Here is a 23075-nt window from a genome sequence, read left to right as displayed (position 1 = left end):
TCCTCGTCCGTCCCCCGCACACTGTAACGCCTTTGGGCGAGAACTCCGTCGCGGGGTCGGATTTGAGAGTCAGGCCGGTTGGGCCAGGCCGGCCTCCGCGTCCGCGATCAGGTCGCGGTCATCGACCTGCCACGGGTGGAAGTCGGGTTTGTAGAAGGCCAAGTAGTCGCCGATCATCCGGCGATACAGGCCCGGCTTCAGCCACAGCCAGCGGAACAGGCCCAGACGCGCGCGCCAGCCGACGATGCCGTCTTGCTTCAGCAGCATGAAGGTCGTCTCGCGCACCGTGCGGGTGAACAGCAGCGTCGTCAGGAACATGGCCCAGCGTCGGATGCGCCAGCGCTTCAGCGGACTGAGGTCCCGGGTCGCGTGCAGGAAGACGTCATAGGCCACGCCCTTGTGCTCGATCTCCTCGATGGAGTGCCAGCGCCAAAGGCGAGCCAGGTCGTGGGGAGAGCCCTTCAGCAGCTCCGGATCGGCCAGCAGCCGATGGGCGAAGGCGGCGGTGAAATGCTCCAGCGCCATGGTCGCCGCCAGCTGGGCCAAGGCGGGACGGGCGCGGGCGATGTCGAGACGGGCGGTGACGTAAGCCTCGATCTCGGCGGTGTCGTAGCCGGCGCGTTCGGTGATGGCGTTGAAGGCCATGTGTTCGCGGGTGTGGGCGCCTTCCTGGACCGTGAAGGCGCGGATGTCGGCGGCCAGAGCCGGGGGCGCGTCCTTGGCGAACCGCTTGACCGACTGGATGAAGAACCGCTCGCCGTCGGGGAAGGTCAGGCTGAGGGCGTTCATTACGGCGGTGCCGAACGGGTCGCCGTTCAGCCACCAGCGTGGCGTCGGAGCCTCGCGGTCGATATGCAGGTCGCGCGGCTTGATCTGGAGGTCGGCGGGGGTGGCGGATTTCGCCATGGTTCTGCTCCTCGATTTCGAGCGGAGGATGGAGTTAACTGACATCAATGTCAACTAAAGGTCCGGTGAAGCGACGCCGCGGGGCGGTGGCGCGTGAAGAGGCGCTGGAAGCGGCGCGCGACCTGCTGCTGTCGGGCGGGCCGGCGGCGGTGACGCTGAAGGCGGTGGGCGAGCGGATGGGCGTGGGGCACGCCAATCTGATCCACCATTTCGGCTCGGCGGCCGGGCTTCAGGGCGCGCTGATGGATGCGATGGTGCGCGATCTGGCGCAGCGGATCGAGGCTGGCCTGAACGAGGGCATGGGAGAAGGGCGCGACGGCGTCGAGCCGGGGCGGCTGATGAGCGTCGTGTTCGACGCCTTCGGACCGGGCGGCGCCTCTCAGATGGCGGCCTGGCTGGCGCTGGCGCGCGAGCAGGGCCGGGCGGAGAGCTTCGCCGAGGTGGTGCGCGATCTGGCCGAACGGCTGGCGGCCATGGCGCCTGATGATCCGAGGGCGGCCGAGCGGGCCAAGGCCCTGGTGGTGACGGCCGCCTATATGGCCTTCGCCGACGGGCTGATCGGGGACATCCTGACGCCGATGCTGGGCGCGCCCGAGGGGCTCGGACGCGACTTGGCGCTGAAGCTGACCGCGACACTTTTGGCCGAACCGTAAGGTTCAGAGCCGAATCTTGATGCTATAGTCACCACCGATGGCGCTTCTGGACTGGATGAGCGATGTGGCCGGACCCGTGATCCGGGGGGACGGCGTGATGCTGCGCCCGCCGCGCGCCGCCGACTACGCCGCCTGGTCCACGCTGCGCGACGGCTCGCGCGACTATCTGCAACCGTGGGAGCCGGCCTGGCCCGAGGACGACCTGACCAAGGCGGCCTTCCGGCGCCGGCTGTCGATCTATGCGCGCGAGATGGAGCTGGGCAACGCCTGGCCCTTCTTCGTCTTCGTGCAGGACGGCAAGACCCTGGCGGGGGCGGTGACCCTGTCGAACGTGCGGCGCGGCGTCGCCGAGACGGGGACGCTGGGCTATTGGATCGGTCAGCCCTTTTCCGGTCAGGGCGTGGCGACGGCTGGCGTTCGGGCCGTTGTCGGCTACGCGTTCGACAAGCTGAAGCTGCACCGGCTGGAGGCGGCCTGTCTGCCCACCAACCACGGGTCGCGACGGGTGCTGGAGAAATCCGGCTTTCGCAACGAAGGTCGGGCTCGCGCTTATTTGAAAATTAACGGCGAGTGGGCAGACCATTTGTTGTTCGGCCTGGTCGAGGACGAGCGTTGACGGCCGGGGGCCGTCTGGAAGGGCGAGACGCGTGACACCACGATCCCGATCGCTGGCCTGGGACGCCACGACCGCCATCGAGGCGCTGGCCGCTGCCGAGACGGCCCTGTGGGTCTGGACCCCGGCGACGGACGAACTGCGGTTCACCGGTGCTACGCGATCTCTGGGCCTGGGACCTTTGGCGCCGGAATGCACGGCCGCCGGTTTTGTCGCCCTGGCCATGCCGCAGGATCGCAGTTTAGCCGAGCGGATGCTCAAACCCCAGGATGAGGGCGCCGAGATCGCCGTGCGTCTGCGCATGCGTGGGTCCGAGACCTGTCTGTGGCGCGGCGTCTGGCTGGAGGACGGGCTGCGCGCCGCCGGCGTCGTGGCGCTGGAGACCAAATTCGCCGGATCGGACCGCGATACGCTGACGGGCCTTCTGGATCGTCGCGCCTTCCTGGCTCGCGTCAGCGAGGTGCTGACCCAGCCCGGCGAATATGAGATCGTGGTCGGCGACGTCGACCGGCTGCGGCGTCTGAACGAGGCGCTGGGGCATGAGCGGACCGACCTGGTGCTGTCGGCCCTGGGTTCGCGCCTCGCCGCCGCCTTCAACAAGGACGCCTCGGCCGCGCGGATCGGCGAGGACGAGTTCGCCATCATCGTCCCCAAGACCGCCTCCCACACCAGCTATCGCGTGCGCGACGCGCTGGAACAGCCGCTGCGGGTCGCGGGCTTCGACATCTATCCGACCGTCTCCATCGGGGCGGTGATGGTGGAGGGCGGGCCGGATGCGCCCGACGCCGCCGAACTGTTGCGCCGGGTCGAGCTGGCGGTGGAATCGGCCAAGGGCGCCGGGCGCGGCGGATCGGCCGCCTATGGCCGGGCGCTGGAAAGCGACAGCTTGAGCCGTCTGGCGTTGGAGGCGGACCTCAGGAACGCCTTCGTGCGCGGCGAGATCGTGCCCTTCTTCCAGCCCATCGTGAACCTGAACACCGGGGCGGTGGCGGGTTTCGAGGCCCTGGCGCGCTGGCGTCACCCGCGCCGCGGCCTGGTGCCGCCGGACGAGTTCCTGGGCCTGACGGCCGACCTGGGGATGATGAACGACCTGGGCCTGCTGATGATGACCCAGTCGGCGCGGCAACTAGCCGAATGGATCGAACGCCATCCGCTGGCGGGCAAGATGTTCTGCAGCGTCAACTTGTCGGTCGGCGAGATCGAACGCCCGCACCTGTGCGAGGACGTGGCGCGCATCATCAAGGAGACCGGCCTGCCCAGGGGCGCGCTGAAGCTGGAAGTCACCGAGGGCGACATCATGCGCGACACCGCGCGCGCCGCCGAGGTGCTGCAATCGCTGAAGGACGTCGGGGCCTCGCTGGCGCTGGACGACTTCGGCACCGGCTTCTCGTCGCTTTCCTATCTGGCGCGCCTGCCGTTCGATACGCTGAAGATCGACCGCTATTTCGTGCTGACGATGAACAAGGACGAGGGCTCGGCCAAGATCGTCAAGTCGGTGGTCAACCTGGGCCGCGACCTGTCGCTGGAAGTCGTCGCCGAGGGCGTGGAGAACGCCGAACTGGCCCGCCTGCTGCTGGACGCCCAATGCCACTACGGCCAGGGCTTCGGCTATGCCCCCGCCCTGCCGGCGCAGGAAGCCGAGGTCTATCTGGCTGAGAGTCTGGCCGACGGCACCGCGCCGCTGAAGCAGCGGTCGGCGTAAACATCGCTGGAAAGCGAGCGAGCCAAGGTCGACAGTTCCGCCCATGACCGACGCCAGACTGGAGATCGCCGCCGGCTTTGCGACTATGCAGGGGCCCAAGGCGGATAATCAGGATTTCGGCGGCGTCCATATCGGCACGGCGGCTGAGCAGCGCGAGCATGGGGTGGTGGCGGTGATCGCCGACGGGGTGTCGGGATCGAAGGCCGGGCGGATGGCGGCGGAGCTGACGACGCGCAGCTTCATCGACGGTTATCTGGACCAGAACCCGCTGAACGGCATCGCCGCCAACGGCATCAAGGCGCTGCGAGGCTTCAATCGTTGGCTCCATTCACGCGGGCGGATCGATCCGGCGATGGAGGGAGCGGCGACCACCTTCACAGCCCTGATCCTGCGCGGGCGCGAGGCGACGGCGCTTCATGTGGGCGACAGCCGGGCCTGGCATTTCCGCGACGGGGTTCTGACGCGGCTGACGGAAGATCACACGCGGGCCCAGCAGGGGCTGAGCCATGTGCTGTACCGCGCCGTCGGCATCGAGGCGGATGTGAAGCTGGACGTCCGGCAAGTGCGGCTGGAGCCGCACGATCGTCTGCTGCTGACCACCGACGGGGTGCATGGGGTGCTGGCCGATGCGGTGATCGCGAGCCTGTTGGGACGGCGCAGTTCACCCGATGCGGACGCCAGGGCGATCCTCGCCGAGGTCGAGGCGGCGGGGCCGCGCGACAACGCCACCGCCATCGTCATCGACGTGGTCCGCACCGGCGCGCCCGATTGGGAGGCGATCACGGCCGAGGCGGAAGGGCTGGCCATCCTGCCGCCGCCGGCCGTCGGCGATAATGTCGACGGCTTCGCGCTTCAGCGGGTCGTGGCGGACGGGCGCTATACGACCCTGTTTCTGGCCAAGGATACGCTCGGCGACGCGGGCATGGTGGTGCTGAAGTTTCCCAAGCCCGCCGTGGTGTCCGAGCGCGGGGCGCGCACCGCCTTCCTGCGCGAGGCCTTTATCGGGCGGCGCATCGACAGCCCCTTCGTCGGCAAGGTGCTGAGCCTGGATGCGGGCCGTCAGAGCCGCCTCTATATCGCCCAGCCCTTCCATGCCGGACAGACCCTGCATGCGCGGTTGGCGGAGGAAGGGCCGTTCGAGATCGCCGACGGGATCGGCGTCGCGCTGCGCCTGTCGCGCGCGGTTTCGGCCCTGCACCGGGCGGGAGTGACGCACCGCGACATCAAGCCGGACAATGTGATCCTGGAGACACAGGGCGGGCTGAAACTGGTCGATCTGGGCGTCGCGCGGCTGCGGCTGGCCGAGGAGTTCGCCGAGGCCGAGGCGCCGGGCACCGCCGGCTATAAGGCGCCGGAAATGTATGCCGGCGAGAGCGGCGACGCCGCCACGGATCAGTTCGCCCTGGGGGTGACGCTATATCGTCTGTTCACGCGCACCTATCCGTGGGGCGAGGTGGATCCGACCGATGCGCCGCGTTTCGATCGGGCGCCTGCGCCGCCGACGCGACACCGGCCGGATATGCCCGCCTGGCTGGAGGCGGCCATCATGCGCGCCGTCGCCATCGACCCGAACGAGCGGTTCGAGGATGTCGAGGAACTGATCCATGTGCTGGAGACCGGCAGCGCTGTCGCCGCTCCGCCGCCGCGCCAGCTGTCCCTGATCGAGCGTGATCCGGTGCGGTTCTGGCAGGGGATCAGCCTGGTCCTGCTGATCGCTTTTCTGGTGTCGATGGCGACGCGCTAGGCCGGCCTACGTTCAACCGAAGCCTTTGGATGTGCGACATTTGGCGATGGGAACTATAGGGAACCTGTGGCCGCCTTCGGCTTTTGTGACGGCGAGCGGGGATGTCGCGCCCGCACTTTCGGCACGAAAGCCTCCCCAAATGATCAAGACCCTCGCCTCCAGCGCCCTGGCCCTGGCCGTGGTTTCCACCCCCGCCCTGGCCCAGTCCGTGGCCCCCGACTGGTCCGGCCCCTACATCGGCATCTTCGGCGGCTACAACCAGTCGAACGACGACGGCGACGAGATCCTGCGCTTCGACCGCAATCTGGACGGCAACTATGGCGACCAGGTCACCACTGCGCCTGTCGCCCCCGCCACCGTCGGAACCAACGCCTTCAGCCCCGGCTTCTGCGGCGGCATGGCGACCAGCACCGTACCCACCACGGGATGCCGTGATGACAACGACGGTGTCGAAGCGGGCGTGCGCGCCGGTTACGACATGCAGTTCGGCAACTTCGTCGTCGGCGCCCTGGCGGAATACAGCGTCAACAATGTTCAGGATTCGGTGACCGGCTTTTCGACCACCCCGGCCTTCTACACCTTCACGCGCGAGCTGCAGAGCACGGCGGCCGCCCGTTTGAAGCTGGGCTATGCGGTCGGCCCGGCGCTGATTTACGGCACCGGCGGTTACGCCTACGGCAAGTTCGAGAACAAGTTCCGCACCTCGAACCTGGCCAACAGCTTCACTGAAACCAGCGAGGGCGATGACGGCGACGGCTGGCAGGCCGGCGGCGGCGTAGAATACGCCCTGGGTCGCGGTCTGACGGTCAGCGGCGAATACCTCTACACCTCGCTGGACGTCGACAGCCCGGTCATCCGCGTCGGCCGTGGCACGGCGCCCGCCACCAACCCGTTCGTCCTGGCCCCGAACACGACGGGCACGGACATGGTGCGCGGCAACGGTCGCTTCGGAACCCACATGTTCCGCATCGGCATGAACTACCGCTTCTAATCGTCAAACGGGGCGGTCTGGCTTCAGGCCCGGCCGCCCTGGCTTGACAGCATGGCCGCGTCCACGCCCAGCTGGGCGAGGGCGCGCGTCCATTTCGACGTGTGTTCGCCGTCGAAAATCAGGTCCAGATCCGCGTCGGCGGTCAGCCAGACGTTGTCGGCCAACTCTTCCTCCAACTGCCCCTCGCCCCAGCCGGCATAGCCCAGCAACAGGGCCGAGCGGCGCGGACCGGCGACCTCGTCGGTCATAGCGGCCAGCGCCTCGCGCGTGCCGGTCATCGCCAGACCGTCGCCGAAGGCCAGGGTGTCGTCGCCCACCGTCCAGTCGTCGGTATGCAGCACGAAGCCGCGCTCGCGCTCGACCGGTCCGCCCATCAGGACCGCGCGACCGATGGACTGATCCGGCGCCGGTGCGTCCAGCTTGTCCAGAACCGTCTTCAGATCCACGCCCGGCGCCGGTCGATCCAGCCGCAGGCCCATGGCGTGATCCGGTCCGTGGGCGCAGATCAGGATGACGGCGTGTTCGAACCGGGCGTCGTCGATCCCGGGCATGGCGACCAGCAGTCGGCCGGTCAGGGTGGAGGCTTGGCTCATGATCCTGGCATCATCCGTCCGGAAAGCGGCGCAAGCAAGCCGAACCGGCGCTTGCGGTGTCGCGCGTGGTGTCTATGTGTCGCACACGGCCGTTAAAACGCGCCGGCCTCAAACCTCAGCGAGACAGACATGACCATCCAGATCGGCGATCGCATCCCCAACGCGACCCTCGCCCAAGCGACCGCCGAGGGCCCCAAGCCCGTCAGCACCGACGACATCTTCGCCGGCAAGACCGTGGCCCTGTTCGCCGTGCCGGGCGCCTTCACCCCCACCTGCTCGGCGCGTCACCTGCCGGGCTTCAAGGATCATCTGGCCGACATCCAGGGCAAGGGCGTCGACACGGTCGCCTGCATCTCGGTCAACGACGCCTTCGTCATGAAGGCCTGGGGCGAGAGCCAGGGCATCACCGACGACAGCATCGTCATGCTGGCCGACGGCAACGGCGAACTGACCCGCGCCCTGGGTCTGGTGCTGGACGGTACGGGCTTTGGCCTGGGCGAGCGCTCGCAGCGCTATTCCATGCTGGTCAAGGACGGCGTGGTCGAGCAGCTGAACATCGAACAGGGCGGCGAGTTCAAGGTGTCCTCGGCCGAGCATCTGCTGGCGCAGCTTTAAATTGGATCAATCCACGCTACCGCTCCGCTACTTGAGCGTGGATTGATCGTGAACTCGGATGTGTTCAGCCCCGAGAAGCGCAGCGCGGTGATGCGTCGCGTGAAGGGGCGGGACACCTCGCCGGAACTGGCCGTGCGCGGGATCTTGCGTGCGGCCGGTATCGGGTATCGGCTGGGCGGCATGGGTCTGCCGGGTCGCCCGGATGTGGTGATGAAGGGCCGCAAGGTCGCCCTGTTCGTCCATGGCTGCTTCTGGCACGGCCATGATTGCGCCCGTGGGTCACGCCAGCCCAAGACCAACGCCGATTACTGGATCGCCAAGATCGACCGGAACCGCGCGCGCGACGCCGCCGCCGAGAAGGCGCTGGCGGCGTCAGGCTGGCGCGTGGTCGTCGTCTGGGAATGCGAGATGCGACAGGCCGATTTCGCCGCGCGCCTTATCGCGGCCGTCCGGGGTCAGGCGGCCTCCGTCGCGGCCTGAGCGGCGGTGTCGTTCAGGACGTGCTGCAAGGCGCCGATCAGGGCGGGCGGCGTCAGGGGCTTGGAGACGAAATAGGCCATGCCGGCCGCCTGACAGGCCGCGACGTCCTCGGGCGCTGTGTCGGCGGTGACGGCGACGACCGGGGTGGCGGCGTTGGGTCCGCCGCCGGCGCGCAGGCGACGCGTCGTCTCTCTCCCGTCCAGCTCGGGCATCCGGACATCCATGAAGATGACGTCGAACACCGCCTCCTGACAGCGCTCCAGCGCGATCATGCCGTCGGCGGCGGTCGTGATCTCGCAGCCCAGCGGCTGAAGGATCAGCTGCACCGCGCGGCGGTTGATGTCGTGATCGTCCACGACCAGCAGGCGCAGCGGCTGGTCCTCGGCCTCGTCGGCGGCCGCAGGCGTCGCAGCGACCGGCTTGGGCTCAGGCGCGGGCGAAGGGGCCACGGACGCGGGCTGGGGCGTGGGCGCGACCGAGGGCGTCAGCGAGCGGGCGATGTCCAGGCGGCTTTCATCGACGACCTCGACGATCTGCGTCGCCTCGTCGCCGCGCGGCAGGATCAGCGAGACGGTGAAGCGCGAACCCTGACCCGGCGCGCTGCGAACGGTCAGCCGGCCGCCCATCAGATCGATCAGATTGCGGCTGATCGCCAGCCCCAGGCCCGAGCCGCCATAGCGGGCGGAGACGCCGTCGGCGGTCTGGTCGAACGGGGTGAACAGGCGCGCCAGTTGATCGCTCGTCATGCCCGGACCCGTGTCCACGATCTCGAAAAGCAGGGCGTATCCCGACGGCTCCTCGGGCCAGGCCTGGACCCGCAGGGTGATCTGGCCCTGCTCGGTGAACTTCATGGCGTTGGACATCAGGTTGTTCAGCACCTGACGGATGCGCATGACGTCGCCCTTGACGTGGCGCGGCATGGCCGAGGCGCCTTCGATGCGCAGTTTCAGCCCCTTGGCGTCGGCGACGCCGCGCCACAGCATCAGGGTCTGGGCCAGCATTTGCCGCAGGTCGAAGTCCTTGGCCTCCACCGTCATCCGTCCGGCGCCGATCCGGGTGTGGTCCAGCAGGTCGTCCAGCAGGGCCTTCATCATCAGGCCGGCGTCGGTGATCAGGTTTGCGCTGTTGCGCGACTGGGCGTCGGGCGCGCGCAACTCGGCGGCGCCGGCCAGGATCGCGCCGATCGGGGTGCGCAGGTCATGGCCGATCGCGGCCAGGAAGGTGGTGTGGTCAGCCAGGCTGCGCTCGGCCCTGAGACGGGATTCTTCGGCGAGAGCGTGGGCGCGAACGACGGTGACGCTGGCCTCGACCATGCGCTGACCGGTGATGGCGACATAGAAGGTGAACAGCACCACGGCCGCTGCGGCCGACATGACCAGCGGACCGGGCGCATGCAGCGCATAGACGAAGAAGGGTGTCGCCAGCAGGAAGCCGACCTGGGGCGCGAGGCCGGCGATCATCACGGCCTGGCATCGGGTGGCGTTCACGATCGCCGTCAGCATGACCGCAGTCAGCATCAGGACGGCGCAGACACCGCCAATCGCGCCGCCGATCCACCATAGGACCAGGGAAAGCGAGGAGAAGACCGTCGAATTGGCGAAGACGACGGCCAGGATCGCAAGCTTGCGGCCCGTCGAAAGCTCGTCGGGACCCTTCAGGATCGGTCGATAGACGACCACTTCCATGGCCTGGACCGCCATATACAGGACGACCCAGCCCAAGGTGAACCGCACCCCGACCATCGGCGTCACCACCAGGGCGACAGCCGCCGCCGCCACGAGCCGTTGCACCGCAGCGGCCGAGCGTTGGCGAACGGCGGCGGTCCAGCTGCTTTCAGCGATATCGACGGCGGTCGATTTCATTCAGGCTCTCGGATGACGAACGCAGATCGCTCGCATCGGTCACCCTAGACGTGTCGACACTAACGCTCCGTCAACGGGCGGAACCGACCGCGTCTGTGACTGCGGAAAAGCCGTCGGCGCGCAGGCGGGCGGCCAGGTCACGCTTGATGCGGGCGACCAGGCCGGGGCCCTCGTAGATCAGGGCGGAATAGATCTGGACCGCCGATGCCCCCAGGCGGATGCGGGCATAGGCCTCGGCCCCGCTGTCGATGCCGCCGACGGCGATCAGCGGCAGACGGCCGGCGGCGGCCTCGGTCGCCGCGCGCAGGGCCTTTTCCGCGAAGGGACGGATGGGCGCGCCGGACAGGCCGCCGGTTTCGTGTGCGTCCGAAGAGCGCAGGGTCTCGGGGCGCTCCAGCGTGGTGTTGGATACGATCAGGCCGTCGATCCGATGGGCTAGCGAGGCCTCGACGATCATGCCGATCTCGTCGGCGATCAGATCGGGCGCGATCTTCAGGAAGACGGGTACGCGGTCAGGCTTGGCGGCCGGCCGGGCGGCGTCGATACGGCCCAAAAGGTCGTCCAACTGCTCGCGGCCCTGAAGCGCGCGCAGGCCCGGCGTATTGGGCGAGGAGATGTTGACGGTGAAATAGGAAGCGCGGCCGGCGAGGCGTTGCAGACCGGCGACATAGTCGGCCGCCTTGTCCTCAGTGTCCTTGTTGGCCCCCAGATTGGCGCCGACGACGACGCCCGTCGGGCGCTGGTCCAGCCGCTCGGCGAAGGCGTCGAGCCCGGCGTTGTTGAACCCCATCCGGTTGATGATGGCCCGGTCCTCGCTAAGGCGGAACAGGCGCGGCTTGGGATTGCCGGGCTGTGGCCGGGGCGTGACCGAGCCGCATTCGAGGAAGCCGAAGCCGAGGCGCGACAGGCCGCGCAGGGCCTCCCCGTTCTTGTCCAGACCCGCCGCCAGACCGACCGGATTGGGCAGGTCCAGCCCCGCCAGCCGTGTTCTCAGGATTGGATCGTCGGCGGGCGTGGCGGGCAGGGGGGCGAGCGCCAGACCCTTGATCGCCATCTGGTGCGCCTGTTCCGGGTCCAGCCGACGCAGCAGGGCGGCGCCGAGATCAGCCAGGCTCATGCGTCGTTCTCGAACATCATTTCGCCCGCGGCCGTGACCGAGAAGGCGCGCGAGGCCGTGACGGCGGCGACGGGCAGGGGGGCGTAGAGATGCGGGAACAGATCGCCGCCGCGCGACGGCTCCCAGATCAGGTCGTCGCCGAACCGGCTGAGATCGACGGTCAGCAGCAGCAGGTCGCCACGGCCGGCGAAATGCCGCCGTGCAGTCTCGGCCAGTTGCGCCTGGGTGGACATATGGATGTAGCCGTCGGCCAGATCGACCGGCGCGCCGTCGTATCGGCCCTCGGCGACGGCGGCGCGCCATTCGGCGGCGTCGACGATCTTGTAGGCGACGTCGCTCATGCGGATGGCGCGCCCAGCGACCGCGGCGTCAGGAAGCCTTCGTAGGTGCAGCGGCCGGCGACATCGACGCTGAACAGGGCGGCGGCGCCGGTCGGAAAGCCGGCTGAAAGCTTGTCCACCACCGCCGGCGAGGCGGCGCTTTCGATCAGATATTCGGCGGCCAGCACGTGGACGCCCGGATTGTGGGCCAGGATCAGCAGGCAGCCGGCCTCGTCCTCGCTGGCCTCGACGAAGCGGCGGATCACGTCGGAGGGGGCGTTGTAGAGGGCGTCCTCGTCGCGGACTTCCACATCGCCGAAGGCGTCGTGCATCTGCTCCCAGGTCTGGCGTGTGCGCACGGCGGTGGAGACCAGCGCCAAGTCCGGCTTCAGCCCCCGCTCGGCCAGGGCGCGCCCCATCAGCAGAGCCTCGGCGCGGCCGGCGGCCGACAGGGGACGGGCTTCGTCGCCGCCGGAGGGAGCGGAGGCTTCGGCCTGGGCGTGCCGCATCAGGATCAGTCGGTGCATGGCCTTCGCCATAAGGCGGTTTCGCCCGCCCCGCCAGATGGAGCGACGGTCAACTCCCCGTCAGTCGCGATGTTCGCCCCGCGAAGAGACGGAGGCGGCGGGTTGGGGCGCCAGGACGGGGGCGGCGACGCGCTGGGCATGGCCGCTGGGGCGGATGCGGGCGTAGCTGTGGCGCGAGGCCTCCAGCAGGATCAGCCCGGCGGTTCCGGGAAAGACCCGGCGACCGACCTGTTCGAACCCTTCCGCCAGCGGCAGCATCGGCCCCCAAGGCGGTACATACAGGGTCTGGGACCAGGCCATCGGTTCCAGCCCGACATCGCGCACCAGCCGTTCCAACTGGCGCCGGGTGAAGGGTCGGCCATGACCAAAGGGGGTGTTGTCCGCCCGCGCCCACAGGCCGCCGCGCGCCGCCGCCGCCAGGATGATGCGTCCGGTCGGCGACAGCGCGCGCACCGCTTCCATCAGCAAGGCGGCGGGATCGTCGGCCTCTTCCAGGGCGTGGACCAGCAGGATGCGGTCGAACGATCCGGCGGGGAAGGGCAGGCGGCGATCATCCACCAGCAGGGTGCGGTTGCGCCCCACCGTCGGCCAGTGCTCGACCCCCTGGCCGCCCGGCATGGCCGCGACCACGCGCCGGGCGCCGACGAAGGCGTCCAGCCACGGCGTCGCATATCCGACGCCCAGCACGTCGCAGTCGGCCGCCTCGCCCCAGGCGTCGTCCAGCCGCCGCGCCACCAGCCGTCGCGCCAGCGCCCCGGTCGGCTCGCCGTAGAAGGTTCGAAGCTCGTCGATGCTGCGCCGCATGGCCCCACTATAGGCCTGTCGGCGGCCCTGCTGCTAGGATGGGCGCATGACCCTGGACGTGCATCTGTTTCCCTGCCGCGCCGACAACTACGGCTTCCTGATCCGCGACGCCGCGACCGGCGTGGTCGCGGCGGTCGATACGCCCGATGCCGCGCGCATTCTGGAGGAGCTGGAAGGCCTGGGCTGGGGCCGGCTGGACCTGATCCTGAACACCCACTGGCACCCTGATCACACCGAGGGCAATGCGCGGCTGAAGGCCGACTGGGCTTGCGAAATCGTCGGGCCGAAAGAGGTGCGCAAGGTCGCGCCGCTGGACAGGGTGATCGCTGACGGCGATGTGGTGATGGTGGGCGAGACGCGGTTTGAGGTCACCGAAACGCCCGGCCATACGCTGGGCCATGTGGCGTTTCATGCGCCGGGGGACGATCTGGCCTTTACCGGCGACACCCTGTTCGCCATGGGCTGCGGCCGATTGTTCGAAGGCACGCCGGAGCAGATGTTCGGAAGCCTGCAGCGGCTGAAGGCCTGGCCCGATCAGACCGTGATCTGGTGCGCGCACGAATATACGGCCTCGAATGCACGCTTCACCCTGAGCCTGGATGACCGGCCCGAGACCGCCGCCCATGCCGAGGCGATCTTCGCGGCGCGCGCGCGGGGCGAACCGACCGTCCCGACGACGCTGGGGGTGGAGAAGCGGTTCAATCCGTTCCTGACCGCGACGGATGCGGAGCAGTTCGCCGCGCGCCGGGCGGCCAAGGACAGCTTCCAGAGCTAGCGGTTCAGGGCGTCCCCGCCCACGACCCGCACGATCCGGGCCGACGACGGGCGGCCGGCGATGCCGGCATCGGCGTCGATGACGATCCGCAGCGTGCCCTGGATCAGGCTGACGCCGGGACGCCCCTGATCCGACACGACGACGCGGCGCACCCGCTCGACCTGGGCGCGCAGGTTGGAGGACCGCGCCATGCGCACGATGGCGTCGCTGGCGGCAGAGACGGTGTCCGCTGCGACCTGTTCAGAGCCGGGCTGGATATCCACGTCGATGACGATCAGCCGGCCCATCGCCTGGCTGGCGCGATAGCTCTGGCGCATAAAATAATCGACCAGCTGCGCGCCGGTCATGGCCGCGCTGGCCAGGCCCTGCGCTTCGCCGACGCGCGAGGCGGGCGAGCCTTGGGGCGTCGCGGTCGTATACAAGGTGACGGCGCCGTCGGGCGTGACGCGCAGCACCTGATCGCCGTTGTCATTGCGATAGATGATGTCGCCGCGCGGCGCGGGCGTGGGGCGCAGCACCCAGACCTCGGTCGAGCGTTCCAGCCGCATCAGCGGCCGCGATCCGGAGGTGTCCAGAATGAAGCCCTGGCCGCTGCTGCTGACATAGCGGGCGGTCGGCGGCACGGTCCGGCGGGACTGGGCCTGGCTTTCGGTCGGGACGACCACAGGCGCGACAACGCCCACGCCGATGACCGCGATGGCGGCGACCGCCATCGCGGTCACGCGTGGCGATTTTTTCGCCCTGACCGATCCCAACAACTTCATGACAGACTTGATGAAACCCGCGCGCGGCGGATTTTGGGCGAAGCCCGCCTCAACCCACCAGGTACTGACCGCCGTTCAGCGACAGTGTGCAGCCTGTGACATATCCGGCACGCTCGCCCACCAGCCAGGACACCATGTCGGCGATCTCTTCGCCCTTGCCCAAGCGGCCGACGGGGATGTGGCTGATGATGCCTTCCAGCACCTTGGGGTCCATGGCGCCGACCATTTCGGTGTCGATATAGCCGGGCGCGATGCAGTTCACGGTCACGCCCTTGCGCGCATTCTCCAGCGCCAGCGCCTTGGTGAAGCCGATCATCCCGGCCTTGGCGGCGGAATAGTTGGTTTGGCCGATCTGACCCTTCTGACCGTTGATCGAGGAAATGTTGACGATGCGCCCGTGGCCCCGGTCGCGCATGCCGTTGATGACCTGGCGCGTCATGTTGAAGACGCTGTCCATATTGACACGGATGACGTCGGACCACTGGTCGTGGCTCATCTTGTGGAAGAAGCCGTCGCGCGTGATGCCGGCGTTGTTGACCAGGATGTCGATGGGGCCGAGCTGATCCTCGACCTCCTTCACCGCGCGGGCGCAGTCGTCGAAGCTGCCGACGTTGCCCTTGACCACCATGACGTCCAGCGCATCGGCAATGGCCTTGGCCGCCTCGTCGTTGCCGGAATAGCCGGCGGCGACCTTGAAGCCGTCCTCATGCAGGCGCTGAACGATCGCCTTGCCGATGCCCCGGGTCCCGCCCGTCACGAAAGCTACGCGCGCCATATCGTCTCCTGTCCCTGTGCAGACCCTTCAGAAGGCCTTGTCGCGGTTCAGGATTAACGTGCGAGCGCTAGCGCGCAAGGCGAGAATCTGACGCGACGGAAGTTTCATGCCTCCGTCGCGTTTCGTTGATCTTCGCCCCGGCGATCAGGCGGCCAGCTTTTCCATATCGATGACGAAGCGGTAGCGGACGTCGGATTTCAGCATCCGCTCGTAGGCGTCGTTGATCTGGTCCGGGGCGATAGTCTCGATGTCGCAGGCGATGCCGTGCTCGGCGCAGAAGTCCAGCATCTCCTGCGTTTCGCGAATGCCGCCGATCAGCGAGCCGGCGATGCGGCGACGACGCCACAGCAGCGGCAGGGCGAAGACCGGCAGGCCCTCGTTGGTCAGGCCCAGCATGATCATGGTGCCGTCGCGGGCCAGCAACTGGATGTGGCTGGCGATCTCGTGCGTGGCCGAGACGGTGTTGATGATCAGGTCGAACTTCTCGGCCGCCGCCTTCATCGCATCCTTGTCGGAGTTGATCAGGAAGTGTTTGGCGCCCATCCGCTCGGCGTCGGCCTTCTTGCGGTCCGAGGTGGACAGGACGGTGACTTCCGCCCCCATCGCCGCCGCCAGTTTGACGGCCATGTGGCCCAGGCCGCCCAGGCCGATGACCGCGACCTTGGAGCCGGGGCCCACGCCCCATTCCTTCAGCGGCGAATAGGTGGTGATGCCGGCGCACAGCAGAGGGGCGGCGACGTCCAGCGCCAGGCTGTCGGGGATGGACAGGACGAAATGCTGATCGACGGTGATGTGGTCGGAATAGCCGCCCTGGGTGATGGCTTCCGACGTGCCGCCCTTCTTGTCCTTGCCGCCGTAGGTGCCGGTGAAGCCGGGGATGCAATATTGTTCGACGCCTTCCTGGCAGGAAGCGCATTCACGGCAGCTGTCGACCATGCAACCGACGCCGACGCGGTCGCCTTCCTTGAAGCGGGTGACGTTCGATCCGACCGCCTTGACCACGCCCGCGATCTCATGACCCGGCACCAAGGGGAAGGTTGTGCCGCCCGTCTCGCCGCGCGCGGCATGCAGGTCGGAGTGGCAGACGCCGCAATATTTGATGTCGATCAGCACATCGTCCGGATCCGGATCACGGCGCTCGAAGCTGTAGGGCGTCAACGGCTTGTCGGCGGCGGTCGCGGCGAAGGCGCGTGTGGCGATCGGCATGGGAAAAGTCCTTCAGGCTTTGCATTGAGCCGGCCTCAGATGTGAGGACGGCTGCGGGTCCGCAAGCGTACGGAGCCCTATTTCAGCTTGGCGATCAGCGCCTGAGCAGCCGCCGGGTTCCGCACCTTCGCGCCCGAGATGAAATAGGCGAAGACCTCGCCGCGTTTGGCCCAGGCTTTGGCTTGGTTCGCGACCGCATCAAGCTCGGTCGCCGTCATGCCGGTCGGCTCCTCCTCGCGGCTGGACATCAGTCGGGCGTAGCTGAAGTCGGCGGTCGCCTCGTCGATCTGGGGCCAGGTCGGCTCCTCGTCATCGACCGCATAGACGATGGCCGCGCCGTATTTGCGGGCCAGGTCATAGAATTGTTCGGTGGCGAAGGTCGGGTTGCGAACCTCCAGCGCGTGCCGCAGCCGCACTCTGTCCTTCTCCTTGGGCAACAGCTTCAGGAAGCCCTCGAAATCCTCTGGGTCAAACTTCTTCGTGCCCATGAACTGCCAGTTGATCGGACCCAGCTTATCGCCCAGTTTGGTCAGGCCCTGGCTCAGAAACTTGTCGAAGCTGTCGGCGCCTTCGGACAGCACCTTGCGATTGGTGCAATAGCGGCTGGCCTTGACCGAAAAGACGAAGCCGTCCGGCGTCTCGTCGCGCCATTTGCGCCAGCTGTCGGGCTTAAAGGTCGAATAATAGGTGCCGTTGATCTCGATCGAGGTCAGTTTCGACGCCGCATATTCCAGCTCGCGCTTCTGAACCAACCCTTCAGGATAGAAGACCCCGCGCCACGGCTCGAACGTCCAGCCGCCGATGCCGACATGGATGGAATGGGTCATGGCTCGTCTCCGGCTTCGCGGTCTCGGATGGGATCGGCTGTCCAGTCCTCTCGCGTATGTCGGATGCGGAGCACCAGAACGCCCTGATCGTCGATGGCATAGACGATGACGTGCGCCTTGTAAGGATGAACTCGCACAGGCGGCGCGGTCTCTGCTCTTTCCCGGTTCGACTTGGGATATGTCGCGATGAGATCGAGCGCGTGGTGAAGAGCGGCGACGTAGGCGTCAGCCTGGCTCAACCCAAACATCTCGACGCTCTGTCGAAAGATCGCACGCATATCGGTTCGCGCGGCCTTGGATACCCGCAGCTTGGCCAAGTCAGCCTGCCTTGCGAGTCGTTTAGGCCAGATATTCGGCGCGAACCTCTTCGAAAATTTCTCGTGGCGTTTGGTCGCTGATGCCTGATGCATAGGCTTCGTCGATCAACCTTTGCATGTTGGCGATCTTCTCGGCCTTGACCTGCTCGCGGCGGATCAGGTCGCGCACCACGTCCGACGTGTTGGCGTAGCGCCCGGATTTCGCCTGTTCCTCGACCCAGGCCTTCATCGGATCGGGCAGGGAGATGTTCATCGTCGCCATGGTCGGCCTCCTCTCGAAAAGAATGGCTCGTTGGCAAACTTTGTCAACTTCGGATCAGGGCGCGGTCGCTGCCTGTATTCCGGCCAGCAGGCTGGCGGCGGTGATGGGTTTGGGGACGTGCAGGTCGGCGCCGGCATCGCGCGCCTGGTCGCGGTGCTCGCTCATGGCGTTGGCGCTCAACATGATGATCGGCGTACGGTCCTGATCGGGACGGGCGGCCTCGATCCGGCGAATGGCGCGGGTGGCGGTCAGGCCGTCCATTCCCGGCATCTGCATGTCCATCAGGATCAGGTCGAAGGTCTCAGACTGTAAAGCGGCCAGGGCCTGTTCGCCATCCGCGACGGTGACGACCTGCATGGCGTGCGCCGCCAGGATCAACTGCACGACGCGCTGATTGACCGGGTGATCCTCGGCCAGCAGCACGCGCAGCGGCGACAGAGCGCGGTCGGCCTCGGCCGCACGCGCGCGTCGTTGCGCATCGTGTTCGGTCAGGGAGGCGGCGCGCGTCAGGGGGATCTCGACGGTGAAGCAGCTGCCGACGCCCGGGGTGGAGGCGGCGGAAATCCGCCCGCCCATCAGCTCGACCAGCGAACGACAGATCGACAGGCCCAGTCCCGTGCCGCCGAACCGACGCGTGATGGTGCTGTCGGCCTGGCTGAACCGATCGAACAGACGGGCCGCGTGGTCGGAAGAGAAGCCGACGCCCGTATCCTCAACCCGCAGCGTCAACTGGGTCAGGCCGTCGGAGTCCTCGTCCACCGCAATGGCGACGCCGACCGAGCCCTGATGGGTGAACTTGATGGCGTTGGACAGCAGATTGTCGAGCACCTGACGGATGCGGGTGCTGTCGCCGACGAACATGCCGCGCGCATCGGCGTCGCGGCGGATGTCGAAAGTCAGTCCCTTGGCTTCGGCCTTCAAACGCATGACGTCCAGCGGGGCGGCGACGGCCTCGTCCAGATCGAAGGGCCGGCTTTCCAGGTCCAGATGCCCGGCCTCGATCTTGGACACATCCAGAATGTCGGACACCAGCCGTTCCAGCGTTACGCCGGAGCTTGCGATAAGGGCCACCATCTCAGCCTGCTCGGGCGTCAACTCGGTGCGCGACAGGGCGTCGACGATCCCGATCACGCCGTTCAAGGGCGTGCGGATCTCGTGGCTCATATTGGCCAGGAACTCGGACTTCGCGGCATTGGCGGCCTCGGCGGCGGCGGTCGCTTCGCGCAGGGCCTGCTCTGCCGCGACCTTTTCGGTCACGTCGCGGGCGATGCCATAGATGCGGTCGCCCTGACGATGGGCGCGCCATTCGACGGTGACGTAATGACCAGCCTTGTGGCGATAGCGGTTGACCTGACCCAGGACTGGATCGCCCGGCCGCCGGTTTTCGACCTCGACGATGCTCTGGCGGGTGGCGGCATGGTCGTCCGGGTGGATCAGCCGCAACAGGCCTTGGCCCTCGATCTCGTCGGGGCGATAGCCCAGCATCGTGAACCAGGAGGCGCTGGCCTTGACCACGCGCCCATCCAGCTCGCGCACCACCAGCAGATCCAGCGACACATCGAAGAAGGTGTCCAGATCCACATCGGCTGTGGGGAAGGCCAGGGCCGCAACGGGCGAACAGGTCATTGCGCACTCTCTCGAACTCAAACCCATGTTACGGCGCATCCGTTAAGCTCGCCTTTGCAGCGGGTCGAAAAGAGCCGATGGCGTCGTGCGGCGTCTCGGCTAGGATCGGCGTATGATCTTGCTCCTCGCCGCGATCGCCATGCTCCAATTCCCGCTATCAGGGGACGGAATCGAACCCCTGACGCGGGCCGAGGATCGGGCCTGCACGGCCGACGGGGCCCTGTGCGTTGGTCTGACACAGCAGACGCGTGACGGCGAGCCGGTCTTCACTCCGGTCATCCGTGCGCCCGACGCCCTGCCGGCCGCGCCGCAAGAGGCGTCGGGCGAGGTGGAAAATTACAAGCCATGGAATGGCCTGATCAGGCTGGCGGACGGCGGGTTTCTGGCCGGGGTCGAGATGGAGAGCCGCAGCATGTATTCCGGCGGCGGCGGGCAGGCGACGGAGTTGCGGCTCTATCGGCTGGATGCGGACGGCGAGGTTGGCGCCGCCCCGGTGCTGACCGTGCCGATCCAGGGTTCGCTGATGATCCGCGCCTGTTTCAGCGAGGAGGACATGACCCAGCGCGCCGGCGCATGCCGCGACGAATACAGTTTCGCTGCGACCCTGACCGCGAGCGACGCGGCGGATGCGATGCCGGTCCTGACCTATGAGACGACCGCCACGGCCTATCCGCGCGGCGCCTCGCGATCCGAGGACTCGCTGGAGAAGCCGCCGCTGAAGCCTGCCGACCTGATCGCCGCGCGCGATCCGAAATGCAGCTTCATTCGTCGGTTCACCTTCGACGCCAAGGCCGGCGAATACAAACCGGACAGCCCGCTGCCCGACTGCTCGGACTACACCGTCCCTTAGTAGGCGAAGTCGGCGTAGATGCGCTTCACGTCGCCCTGCCAGGCGCCGTGATACAGGTCCAGCAGGCGCTCGGCGGGGGTGATCCCGCTGTCGGCGATGTCTTCCAGTTCGGACAGATAGCCGCGCTCGTCCACCATGCCGCCCGAGAATTTGGCGCGGTTCTTAAGCCCCTGTTTGGCGATGTTCACCAGATCGACGGCGATGTCGCGCACCGATCGGCCCGCCACCTCGGCCTTCAGACCCAGGCGCGTCACGTCGCGGCGCAGGCGTTCGTGGTCGGCGATGTCCCAGTCCTTGACCAGGTCCCAGGCGGCGGCCAGCGACGGCGCGTCATACAGAACCCCGGCCCACAGGGCGGGCAGGGCGCAAATCCGGCTCCACGGCCCGCCGTCGGCGCCGCGCATTTCCAGATAGGCCTTCAGCCGCACCTCGGGGAAGAGGGTGGTCAGGTGGTCGTTCCAGTCCTTCAGAGTCGGATATTGGCCGGGCAGGGCGGGCAGTTTGCCGGCCTGGAAATCGCGGAACGACTGGCCCGAGGCGTCGACATAATGGCCGTCGCGCTTGGCGAAATACATCGGCGTGTCCAACGCATAGTCGGCGTAGCGCTCGAAGCCGAACCCCTCCTCGAACACGAAGCCCAGCATGCCGGTGCGGTCGGCGTCGGTGTCGGTCCAGACGTTGGCGCGGGCCGACAGGAACCCGTTAGGCCGTCCCTCGGTGAACGGCGAGCAGGCGAACAGGGCGGTGGCGATGGGTTGCAGCGCCAAGGAGGTGCGGAACTTCATCACCATGTCGGCTTCGGAATCGAAGTCCAGGTTCGCCTGGATGGTGCAGGTGCGCAGCATCATGTCCAGACCCAAGGTCCCGACCTTGGGCATATAGGCGCGCATGATGTCGTAGCGGCCCTTGGGCATGACCGGCACCTGTTCGCGGGTCCACAGCGGGTCGAAGCCGGCGCCCAGGAAGCCGACGCCGATCTGGTCGGCGACCTGCTTGACCTCCATCAGGTGCTGGCCGGTCTCGTTGCAGATGTCGTGGATGGTCAGAAGCGGCGCGCCCGACAGTTCGAACTGACCGCCCGGCTCCAGGCTGACGGAGGCGACGAAGCCTTCGCTGTTCCGGCGCTCCAGTCCGATCAGAAAGCCGTTTTCCTCGACGGGCGACCAGCCAAAGCGTTGCAGCCCCTCCAGCATGGCCTTGATGCCGTTCGGGCCGTCATAGGCGGGGCGCGCCAGGGTGGTCTTGTCGAAGCCGAACTTCTCGTGCTCAGCGCCGATGCGCCACTGGTCCTTGGGCTTGATCCCCTTGGACATGGCCTCAATGAGGTCGGTCCGGGTCAGCGGCGCGGTGTCGGTCATGCGTCAGTCCCCTGCGGGCGCATCGTAAGCGACCGTGTGTCGCGGCTAGATGGGCAAGATTGCGGCAAGGCTCAAGAGGGCTTTCGTCTTTCCCTGACGCTCGTCGCGCGTCGGCTAGTGCCTGAGGGGCTGACTTATCGTTCCCAATCACCGACGGCCGCCTGCCACAGGGTCATGGCGGCGATGGCGGCGGTGTCGGCGCGCAGGATACGCGGGCCCAGCGACACGGCGGTGGTGAAGGGCAGGGACCGCAGCCGCTCGCCCTCTTCCGGCGAGAACCCGCCCTCCGGCCCGATCAGGATGGACCAGGGGCCTTCGCCTGCGTCGCGCAGGGACGAGACGGCGGGCGCCCCGCCGGTCTCGTCGCAGAACATCAGCCGGCGTCCGGTCTCCCAGCCGTCCAGCAGGGCATCCAGCTTGATCGGATCATCGACGGCGGGCACGTCCATCCGCCCGGTCTGTTCGGCGGCTTCCTCGGCGATGGCGTCCAGCCGGTCCAGGCGGATGCGGTCGGCGTTGGTGCGTTTCGTCAGGACCAGCCGCACCCGGCGCGCGCCCAGCTCGGCGGCCTTTTCCACGATGGTCTCGACCCGCGCCTTCTTCACCACCGCCACGATCAGGTCCAGGTCAGGACCGAAGGTCTGGGGTCGCACCTGTTCCTCGGCGCGCAGGATCACGCCCTTCTTCAGCACTTCCGCGACCGTGCAGCGCCACTCCCCGTCGCGCCCGTTGAACACCAGCAGATCATCCCCGGCCTTCAACCGCATGACCTGGGTCAGATAGCGCGACTGGTCCAGCGTGGGCGCGACGGGAGCGGCTACGGAAAGGGGCTGGGTTACGTGGAGGCGGATCATCGGTCGTAGTGATAGCGGCATTGGGCGATCAAAAGCGCATCGTCGGTCACGCGATAGACGAGCCGATGTTCCTGGTCGATGCGCCGCGACCACCATCCCGCAAAATCGCCCTTCAACGGTTCAGGCTTTCCAGTCCCAGAAAAAGGCGTCCGCTGGCATTCCATGATCAGCCGATTGAGCTTTCGCAGCATCTTTCGATCATGGTCTTGCCAGTGAAGGTAATCCTCCCACCCGTAGGTCTGGAAGGTCAGCTTCATTCTTCGATCAGTTCGCGAACCTGACCGCCGCCCGCATCGAGTTCGGCGATCGCTTCACACAGCCGCGCGGCGTTCGCCGGGCTGCGCAGCAGATACTCCGTCTCCTGCCAGGAGGCGAAGTCCTCCAACGACATCAGCACCGCCGCCGGCTTACCGCCCTCGCGCGTGATGATGGTGTAGTCATGATCCGCCGTCACCCGGTCGATGGCCGCGGCGAGGTTCTTGCGCAGTTCGGTGACGGACATCGCATTCATGGCCCAAATGTACAGAATTCTGT

27 protein-coding genes are annotated in these 23075 nt (G+C 67.4%); 9 read left to right on the top strand and 18 right to left on the bottom strand.

Translation table 11 applies throughout. From position 1 onward, the window contains the following. Positions 1–69: 69 nt before the first annotated feature. On the bottom strand, positions 70–906 hold the full coding sequence (locus QRN13_RS03515; protein WP_066549725.1) for a metal-dependent hydrolase: 837 nt from the start codon (positions 904–906) through the stop codon (positions 70–72). A gap of 65 nt (positions 907–971) precedes the next feature. On the opposite strand from QRN13_RS03515, the gene QRN13_RS03510 reads away from it, so the two are divergent. From QRN13_RS03510 to QRN13_RS03490, 5 genes are all read left to right on the top strand, one after another. Next, a complete protein-coding gene (locus QRN13_RS03510; RefSeq protein ID WP_284876868.1) occupies positions 972–1559 on the top strand; it encodes a TetR family transcriptional regulator in 588 nt (195 codons plus the stop codon). Between the two features lie 37 nt (positions 1560–1596). Next, complete coding sequence (locus tag QRN13_RS03505) at positions 1597–2175, top strand: GNAT family N-acetyltransferase (RefSeq protein ID WP_284876867.1); 579 nt, start codon at positions 1597–1599, stop codon at positions 2173–2175. Positions 2176–2206: 31 nt separating this feature from the next. Continuing rightward, positions 2207–3874, top strand: a complete 1668-nt coding sequence (locus tag QRN13_RS03500; protein ID WP_284876866.1) for a putative bifunctional diguanylate cyclase/phosphodiesterase — start codon at positions 2207–2209, stop codon at positions 3872–3874. A gap of 43 nt (positions 3875–3917) precedes the next feature. Continuing rightward, positions 3918–5618: a bifunctional protein-serine/threonine kinase/phosphatase gene (locus QRN13_RS03495; protein WP_284876864.1), complete on the top strand. Its 1701-nt coding sequence runs from the start codon at positions 3918–3920 to the stop codon at positions 5616–5618. 139 nt (positions 5619–5757) lie between these two features. Beyond that, entirely contained in the window at positions 5758–6609 is an 852-nt protein-coding gene (locus tag QRN13_RS03490) for an outer membrane protein (protein ID WP_284876863.1), read from the top strand. A 23-nt stretch (positions 6610–6632) separates the two neighbouring features. Here the strand turns inward: QRN13_RS03490 and QRN13_RS03485 are convergent, their stop codons facing one another. Next, the gene (locus QRN13_RS03485) at positions 6633–7202 is read right to left on the bottom strand and encodes a YqgE/AlgH family protein (protein WP_039244846.1); all 570 of its coding nucleotides are present in this window, start codon (positions 7200–7202) and stop codon (positions 6633–6635) included. Positions 7203–7331: 129 nt separating this feature from the next. Between QRN13_RS03485 and QRN13_RS03480 the strand changes: the two genes are divergently transcribed. Continuing rightward, on the top strand, positions 7332–7817 hold the full coding sequence (locus tag QRN13_RS03480; protein WP_066626935.1) for a peroxiredoxin: 486 nt from the start codon (positions 7332–7334) through the stop codon (positions 7815–7817). A gap of 48 nt (positions 7818–7865) precedes the next feature. Then, positions 7866–8297, top strand: a complete 432-nt coding sequence (locus QRN13_RS03475) for a very short patch repair endonuclease (protein ID WP_284876862.1) — start codon at positions 7866–7868, stop codon at positions 8295–8297. Here QRN13_RS03475 and QRN13_RS03470 read toward each other — a convergent pair. The 5 genes from QRN13_RS03470 to QRN13_RS03450 form a co-directional block, all read right to left on the bottom strand. After that, entirely contained in the window at positions 8273–10159 is a 1887-nt protein-coding gene (locus tag QRN13_RS03470; RefSeq protein WP_284876861.1) for an ATP-binding protein, read from the bottom strand. The two genes, QRN13_RS03475 and QRN13_RS03470, sit on opposite strands and share 25 nt — an antisense overlap. 70 nt (positions 10160–10229) lie before the next feature. Beyond that, positions 10230–11276 carry a quinone-dependent dihydroorotate dehydrogenase gene (locus QRN13_RS03465; protein ID WP_284876859.1) on the bottom strand — a complete coding sequence of 349 codons (1047 nt, stop codon included), beginning with the start codon at positions 11274–11276 and terminating at the stop codon, positions 10230–10232. Continuing rightward, positions 11273–11617 carry a DUF952 domain-containing protein gene (locus QRN13_RS03460; RefSeq protein WP_284876858.1) on the bottom strand — a complete coding sequence of 115 codons (345 nt, stop codon included), beginning with the start codon at positions 11615–11617 and terminating at the stop codon, positions 11273–11275. Before QRN13_RS03460 ends, QRN13_RS03465 begins: the two co-directional genes overlap by 4 nt. After that, a complete protein-coding gene (locus QRN13_RS03455; RefSeq protein WP_026108519.1) occupies positions 11614–12123 on the bottom strand; it encodes a SixA phosphatase family protein in 510 nt (169 codons plus the stop codon). The genes QRN13_RS03460 and QRN13_RS03455 overlap by 4 nt, the downstream gene beginning before the upstream one ends. A 60-nt stretch (positions 12124–12183) precedes the next feature. Continuing rightward, complete coding sequence (locus tag QRN13_RS03450; RefSeq protein ID WP_055806214.1) at positions 12184–12927, bottom strand: class I SAM-dependent methyltransferase; 744 nt, start codon at positions 12925–12927, stop codon at positions 12184–12186. A 46-nt stretch (positions 12928–12973) separates the two neighbouring features. On the opposite strand from QRN13_RS03450, the gene gloB reads away from it, so the two are divergent. Next, complete coding sequence (gloB, locus tag QRN13_RS03445; protein WP_284876857.1) at positions 12974–13702, top strand: hydroxyacylglutathione hydrolase; 729 nt, start codon at positions 12974–12976, stop codon at positions 13700–13702. Here gloB and QRN13_RS03440 read toward each other — a convergent pair. From QRN13_RS03440 to QRN13_RS03410, 7 genes are all read right to left on the bottom strand, one after another. Further along, positions 13699–14415 carry a DUF4908 domain-containing protein gene (locus tag QRN13_RS03440; protein ID WP_284877037.1) on the bottom strand — a complete coding sequence of 239 codons (717 nt, stop codon included), beginning with the start codon at positions 14413–14415 and terminating at the stop codon, positions 13699–13701. The two genes, gloB and QRN13_RS03440, sit on opposite strands and share 4 nt — an antisense overlap. A gap of 100 nt (positions 14416–14515) precedes the next feature. Beyond that, positions 14516–15241 (bottom strand): acetoacetyl-CoA reductase, encoded by a 726-nt coding sequence (gene phbB, locus QRN13_RS03435; protein ID WP_017505756.1) that lies wholly within the window; start codon positions 15239–15241, stop codon positions 14516–14518. A 144-nt stretch (positions 15242–15385) separates the two neighbouring features. Further along, the gene (locus QRN13_RS03430) at positions 15386–16447 is read right to left on the bottom strand and encodes an NAD(P)-dependent alcohol dehydrogenase (protein WP_284876856.1); all 1062 of its coding nucleotides are present in this window, start codon (positions 16445–16447) and stop codon (positions 15386–15388) included. A gap of 77 nt (positions 16448–16524) precedes the next feature. After that, positions 16525–17274 (bottom strand): DUF72 domain-containing protein, encoded by a 750-nt coding sequence (locus QRN13_RS03425; protein ID WP_284876855.1) that lies wholly within the window; start codon positions 17272–17274, stop codon positions 16525–16527. After that, on the bottom strand, positions 17271–17591 hold the full coding sequence (locus QRN13_RS03420) for a type II toxin-antitoxin system RelE/ParE family toxin (protein ID WP_066549794.1): 321 nt from the start codon (positions 17589–17591) through the stop codon (positions 17271–17273). Before QRN13_RS03420 ends, QRN13_RS03425 begins: the two co-directional genes overlap by 4 nt. A 22-nt stretch (positions 17592–17613) precedes the next feature. After that, positions 17614–17853, bottom strand: coding sequence for a type II toxin-antitoxin system ParD family antitoxin (locus QRN13_RS03415; protein ID WP_066549799.1), 240 nt, complete (start codon positions 17851–17853; stop codon positions 17614–17616). A 54-nt stretch (positions 17854–17907) separates the two neighbouring features. Beyond that, a complete protein-coding gene (locus QRN13_RS03410; protein WP_284876854.1) occupies positions 17908–19479 on the bottom strand; it encodes an ATP-binding protein in 1572 nt (523 codons plus the stop codon). Between the two features lie 112 nt (positions 19480–19591). Here QRN13_RS03410 and QRN13_RS03405 point away from each other — a divergent pair, with 112 nt between their 5' ends. Then, positions 19592–20329, top strand: a complete 738-nt coding sequence (locus tag QRN13_RS03405) for a hypothetical protein (RefSeq protein WP_284876853.1) — start codon at positions 19592–19594, stop codon at positions 20327–20329. Here QRN13_RS03405 and QRN13_RS03400 read toward each other — a convergent pair. The 4 genes from QRN13_RS03400 to QRN13_RS03385 all read right to left on the bottom strand — a co-directional run bounded on the left by QRN13_RS03400 (position 20326) and on the right by QRN13_RS03385 (position 23043). Continuing rightward, a complete protein-coding gene (locus tag QRN13_RS03400) occupies positions 20326–21687 on the bottom strand; it encodes a glutamate--cysteine ligase (protein WP_284876852.1) in 1362 nt (453 codons plus the stop codon). The genes QRN13_RS03405 and QRN13_RS03400 overlap by 4 nt on opposite strands. 134 nt (positions 21688–21821) lie before the next feature. Beyond that, positions 21822–22541, bottom strand: coding sequence for a 16S rRNA (uracil(1498)-N(3))-methyltransferase (locus QRN13_RS03395; protein WP_284876851.1), 720 nt, complete (start codon positions 22539–22541; stop codon positions 21822–21824). After that, positions 22538–22798 carry a Txe/YoeB family addiction module toxin gene (locus QRN13_RS03390; RefSeq protein ID WP_039244790.1) on the bottom strand — a complete coding sequence of 87 codons (261 nt, stop codon included), beginning with the start codon at positions 22796–22798 and terminating at the stop codon, positions 22538–22540. Before QRN13_RS03390 ends, QRN13_RS03395 begins: the two co-directional genes overlap by 4 nt. Continuing rightward, complete coding sequence (locus QRN13_RS03385) at positions 22795–23043, bottom strand: type II toxin-antitoxin system Phd/YefM family antitoxin (protein WP_284876850.1); 249 nt, start codon at positions 23041–23043, stop codon at positions 22795–22797. Before QRN13_RS03385 ends, QRN13_RS03390 begins: the two co-directional genes overlap by 4 nt. Positions 23044–23075 lie beyond the last annotated feature (32 nt).

This window comes from Brevundimonas sp. MEB006b (assembly GCF_030209705.1).
Classification (GTDB): Bacteria; Pseudomonadota; Alphaproteobacteria; order Caulobacterales; family Caulobacteraceae; genus Brevundimonas.
Note: the sequence above shows the minus strand (reverse complement) of the source record. Positions and strands in the feature narration are given on the sequence as shown.

Coding starts and splice junctions, on each gene's coding strand:
- QRN13_RS03515 (WP_066549725.1), bottom strand. CDS start 906: ATGGCGAAATCCGCCACCCCCGCCGACCTCCAGATCAAGCCGCGCGAC.
- QRN13_RS03505 (WP_284876867.1), top strand. CDS start 1,597: ATGGCGCTTCTGGACTGGATGAGCGATGTGGCCGGACCCGTGATCCGG.
- QRN13_RS03495 (WP_284876864.1), top strand. CDS start 3,918: ATGACCGACGCCAGACTGGAGATCGCCGCCGGCTTTGCGACTATGCAG.
- QRN13_RS03490 (WP_284876863.1), top strand. CDS start 5,758: ATGATCAAGACCCTCGCCTCCAGCGCCCTGGCCCTGGCCGTGGTTTCC.
- QRN13_RS03485 (WP_039244846.1), bottom strand. CDS start 7,202: ATGAGCCAAGCCTCCACCCTGACCGGCCGACTGCTGGTCGCCATGCCC.
- QRN13_RS03480 (WP_066626935.1), top strand. CDS start 7,332: ATGACCATCCAGATCGGCGATCGCATCCCCAACGCGACCCTCGCCCAA.
- QRN13_RS03470 (WP_284876861.1), bottom strand. CDS start 10,159: ATGAAATCGACCGCCGTCGATATCGCTGAAAGCAGCTGGACCGCCGCC.
- QRN13_RS03465 (WP_284876859.1), bottom strand. CDS start 11,276: ATGAGCCTGGCTGATCTCGGCGCCGCCCTGCTGCGTCGGCTGGACCCG.
- QRN13_RS03460 (WP_284876858.1), bottom strand. CDS start 11,617: ATGAGCGACGTCGCCTACAAGATCGTCGACGCCGCCGAATGGCGCGCC.
- QRN13_RS03455 (WP_026108519.1), bottom strand. CDS start 12,123: ATGCACCGACTGATCCTGATGCGGCACGCCCAGGCCGAAGCCTCCGCT.
- QRN13_RS03450 (WP_055806214.1), bottom strand. CDS start 12,927: ATGCGGCGCAGCATCGACGAGCTTCGAACCTTCTACGGCGAGCCGACC.
- gloB (WP_284876857.1), top strand. CDS start 12,974: ATGACCCTGGACGTGCATCTGTTTCCCTGCCGCGCCGACAACTACGGC.
- QRN13_RS03440 (WP_284877037.1), bottom strand. CDS start 14,415: ATGGCGGTCGCCGCCATCGCGGTCATCGGCGTGGGCGTTGTCGCGCCT.
- phbB (WP_017505756.1), bottom strand. CDS start 15,241: ATGGCGCGCGTAGCTTTCGTGACGGGCGGGACCCGGGGCATCGGCAAG.
- QRN13_RS03430 (WP_284876856.1), bottom strand. CDS start 16,447: ATGCCGATCGCCACACGCGCCTTCGCCGCGACCGCCGCCGACAAGCCG.
- QRN13_RS03425 (WP_284876855.1), bottom strand. CDS start 17,274: ATGACCCATTCCATCCATGTCGGCATCGGCGGCTGGACGTTCGAGCCG.
- QRN13_RS03415 (WP_066549799.1), bottom strand. CDS start 17,853: ATGGCGACGATGAACATCTCCCTGCCCGATCCGATGAAGGCCTGGGTC.
- QRN13_RS03410 (WP_284876854.1), bottom strand. CDS start 19,479: ATGACCTGTTCGCCCGTTGCGGCCCTGGCCTTCCCCACAGCCGATGTG.
- QRN13_RS03405 (WP_284876853.1), top strand. CDS start 19,592: ATGATCTTGCTCCTCGCCGCGATCGCCATGCTCCAATTCCCGCTATCA.
- QRN13_RS03400 (WP_284876852.1), bottom strand. CDS start 21,687: ATGACCGACACCGCGCCGCTGACCCGGACCGACCTCATTGAGGCCATG.
- QRN13_RS03395 (WP_284876851.1), bottom strand. CDS start 22,541: ATGATCCGCCTCCACGTAACCCAGCCCCTTTCCGTAGCCGCTCCCGTC.
- QRN13_RS03390 (WP_039244790.1), bottom strand. CDS start 22,798: ATGAAGCTGACCTTCCAGACCTACGGGTGGGAGGATTACCTTCACTGG.
- QRN13_RS03385 (WP_284876850.1), bottom strand. CDS start 23,043: ATGTCCGTCACCGAACTGCGCAAGAACCTCGCCGCGGCCATCGACCGG.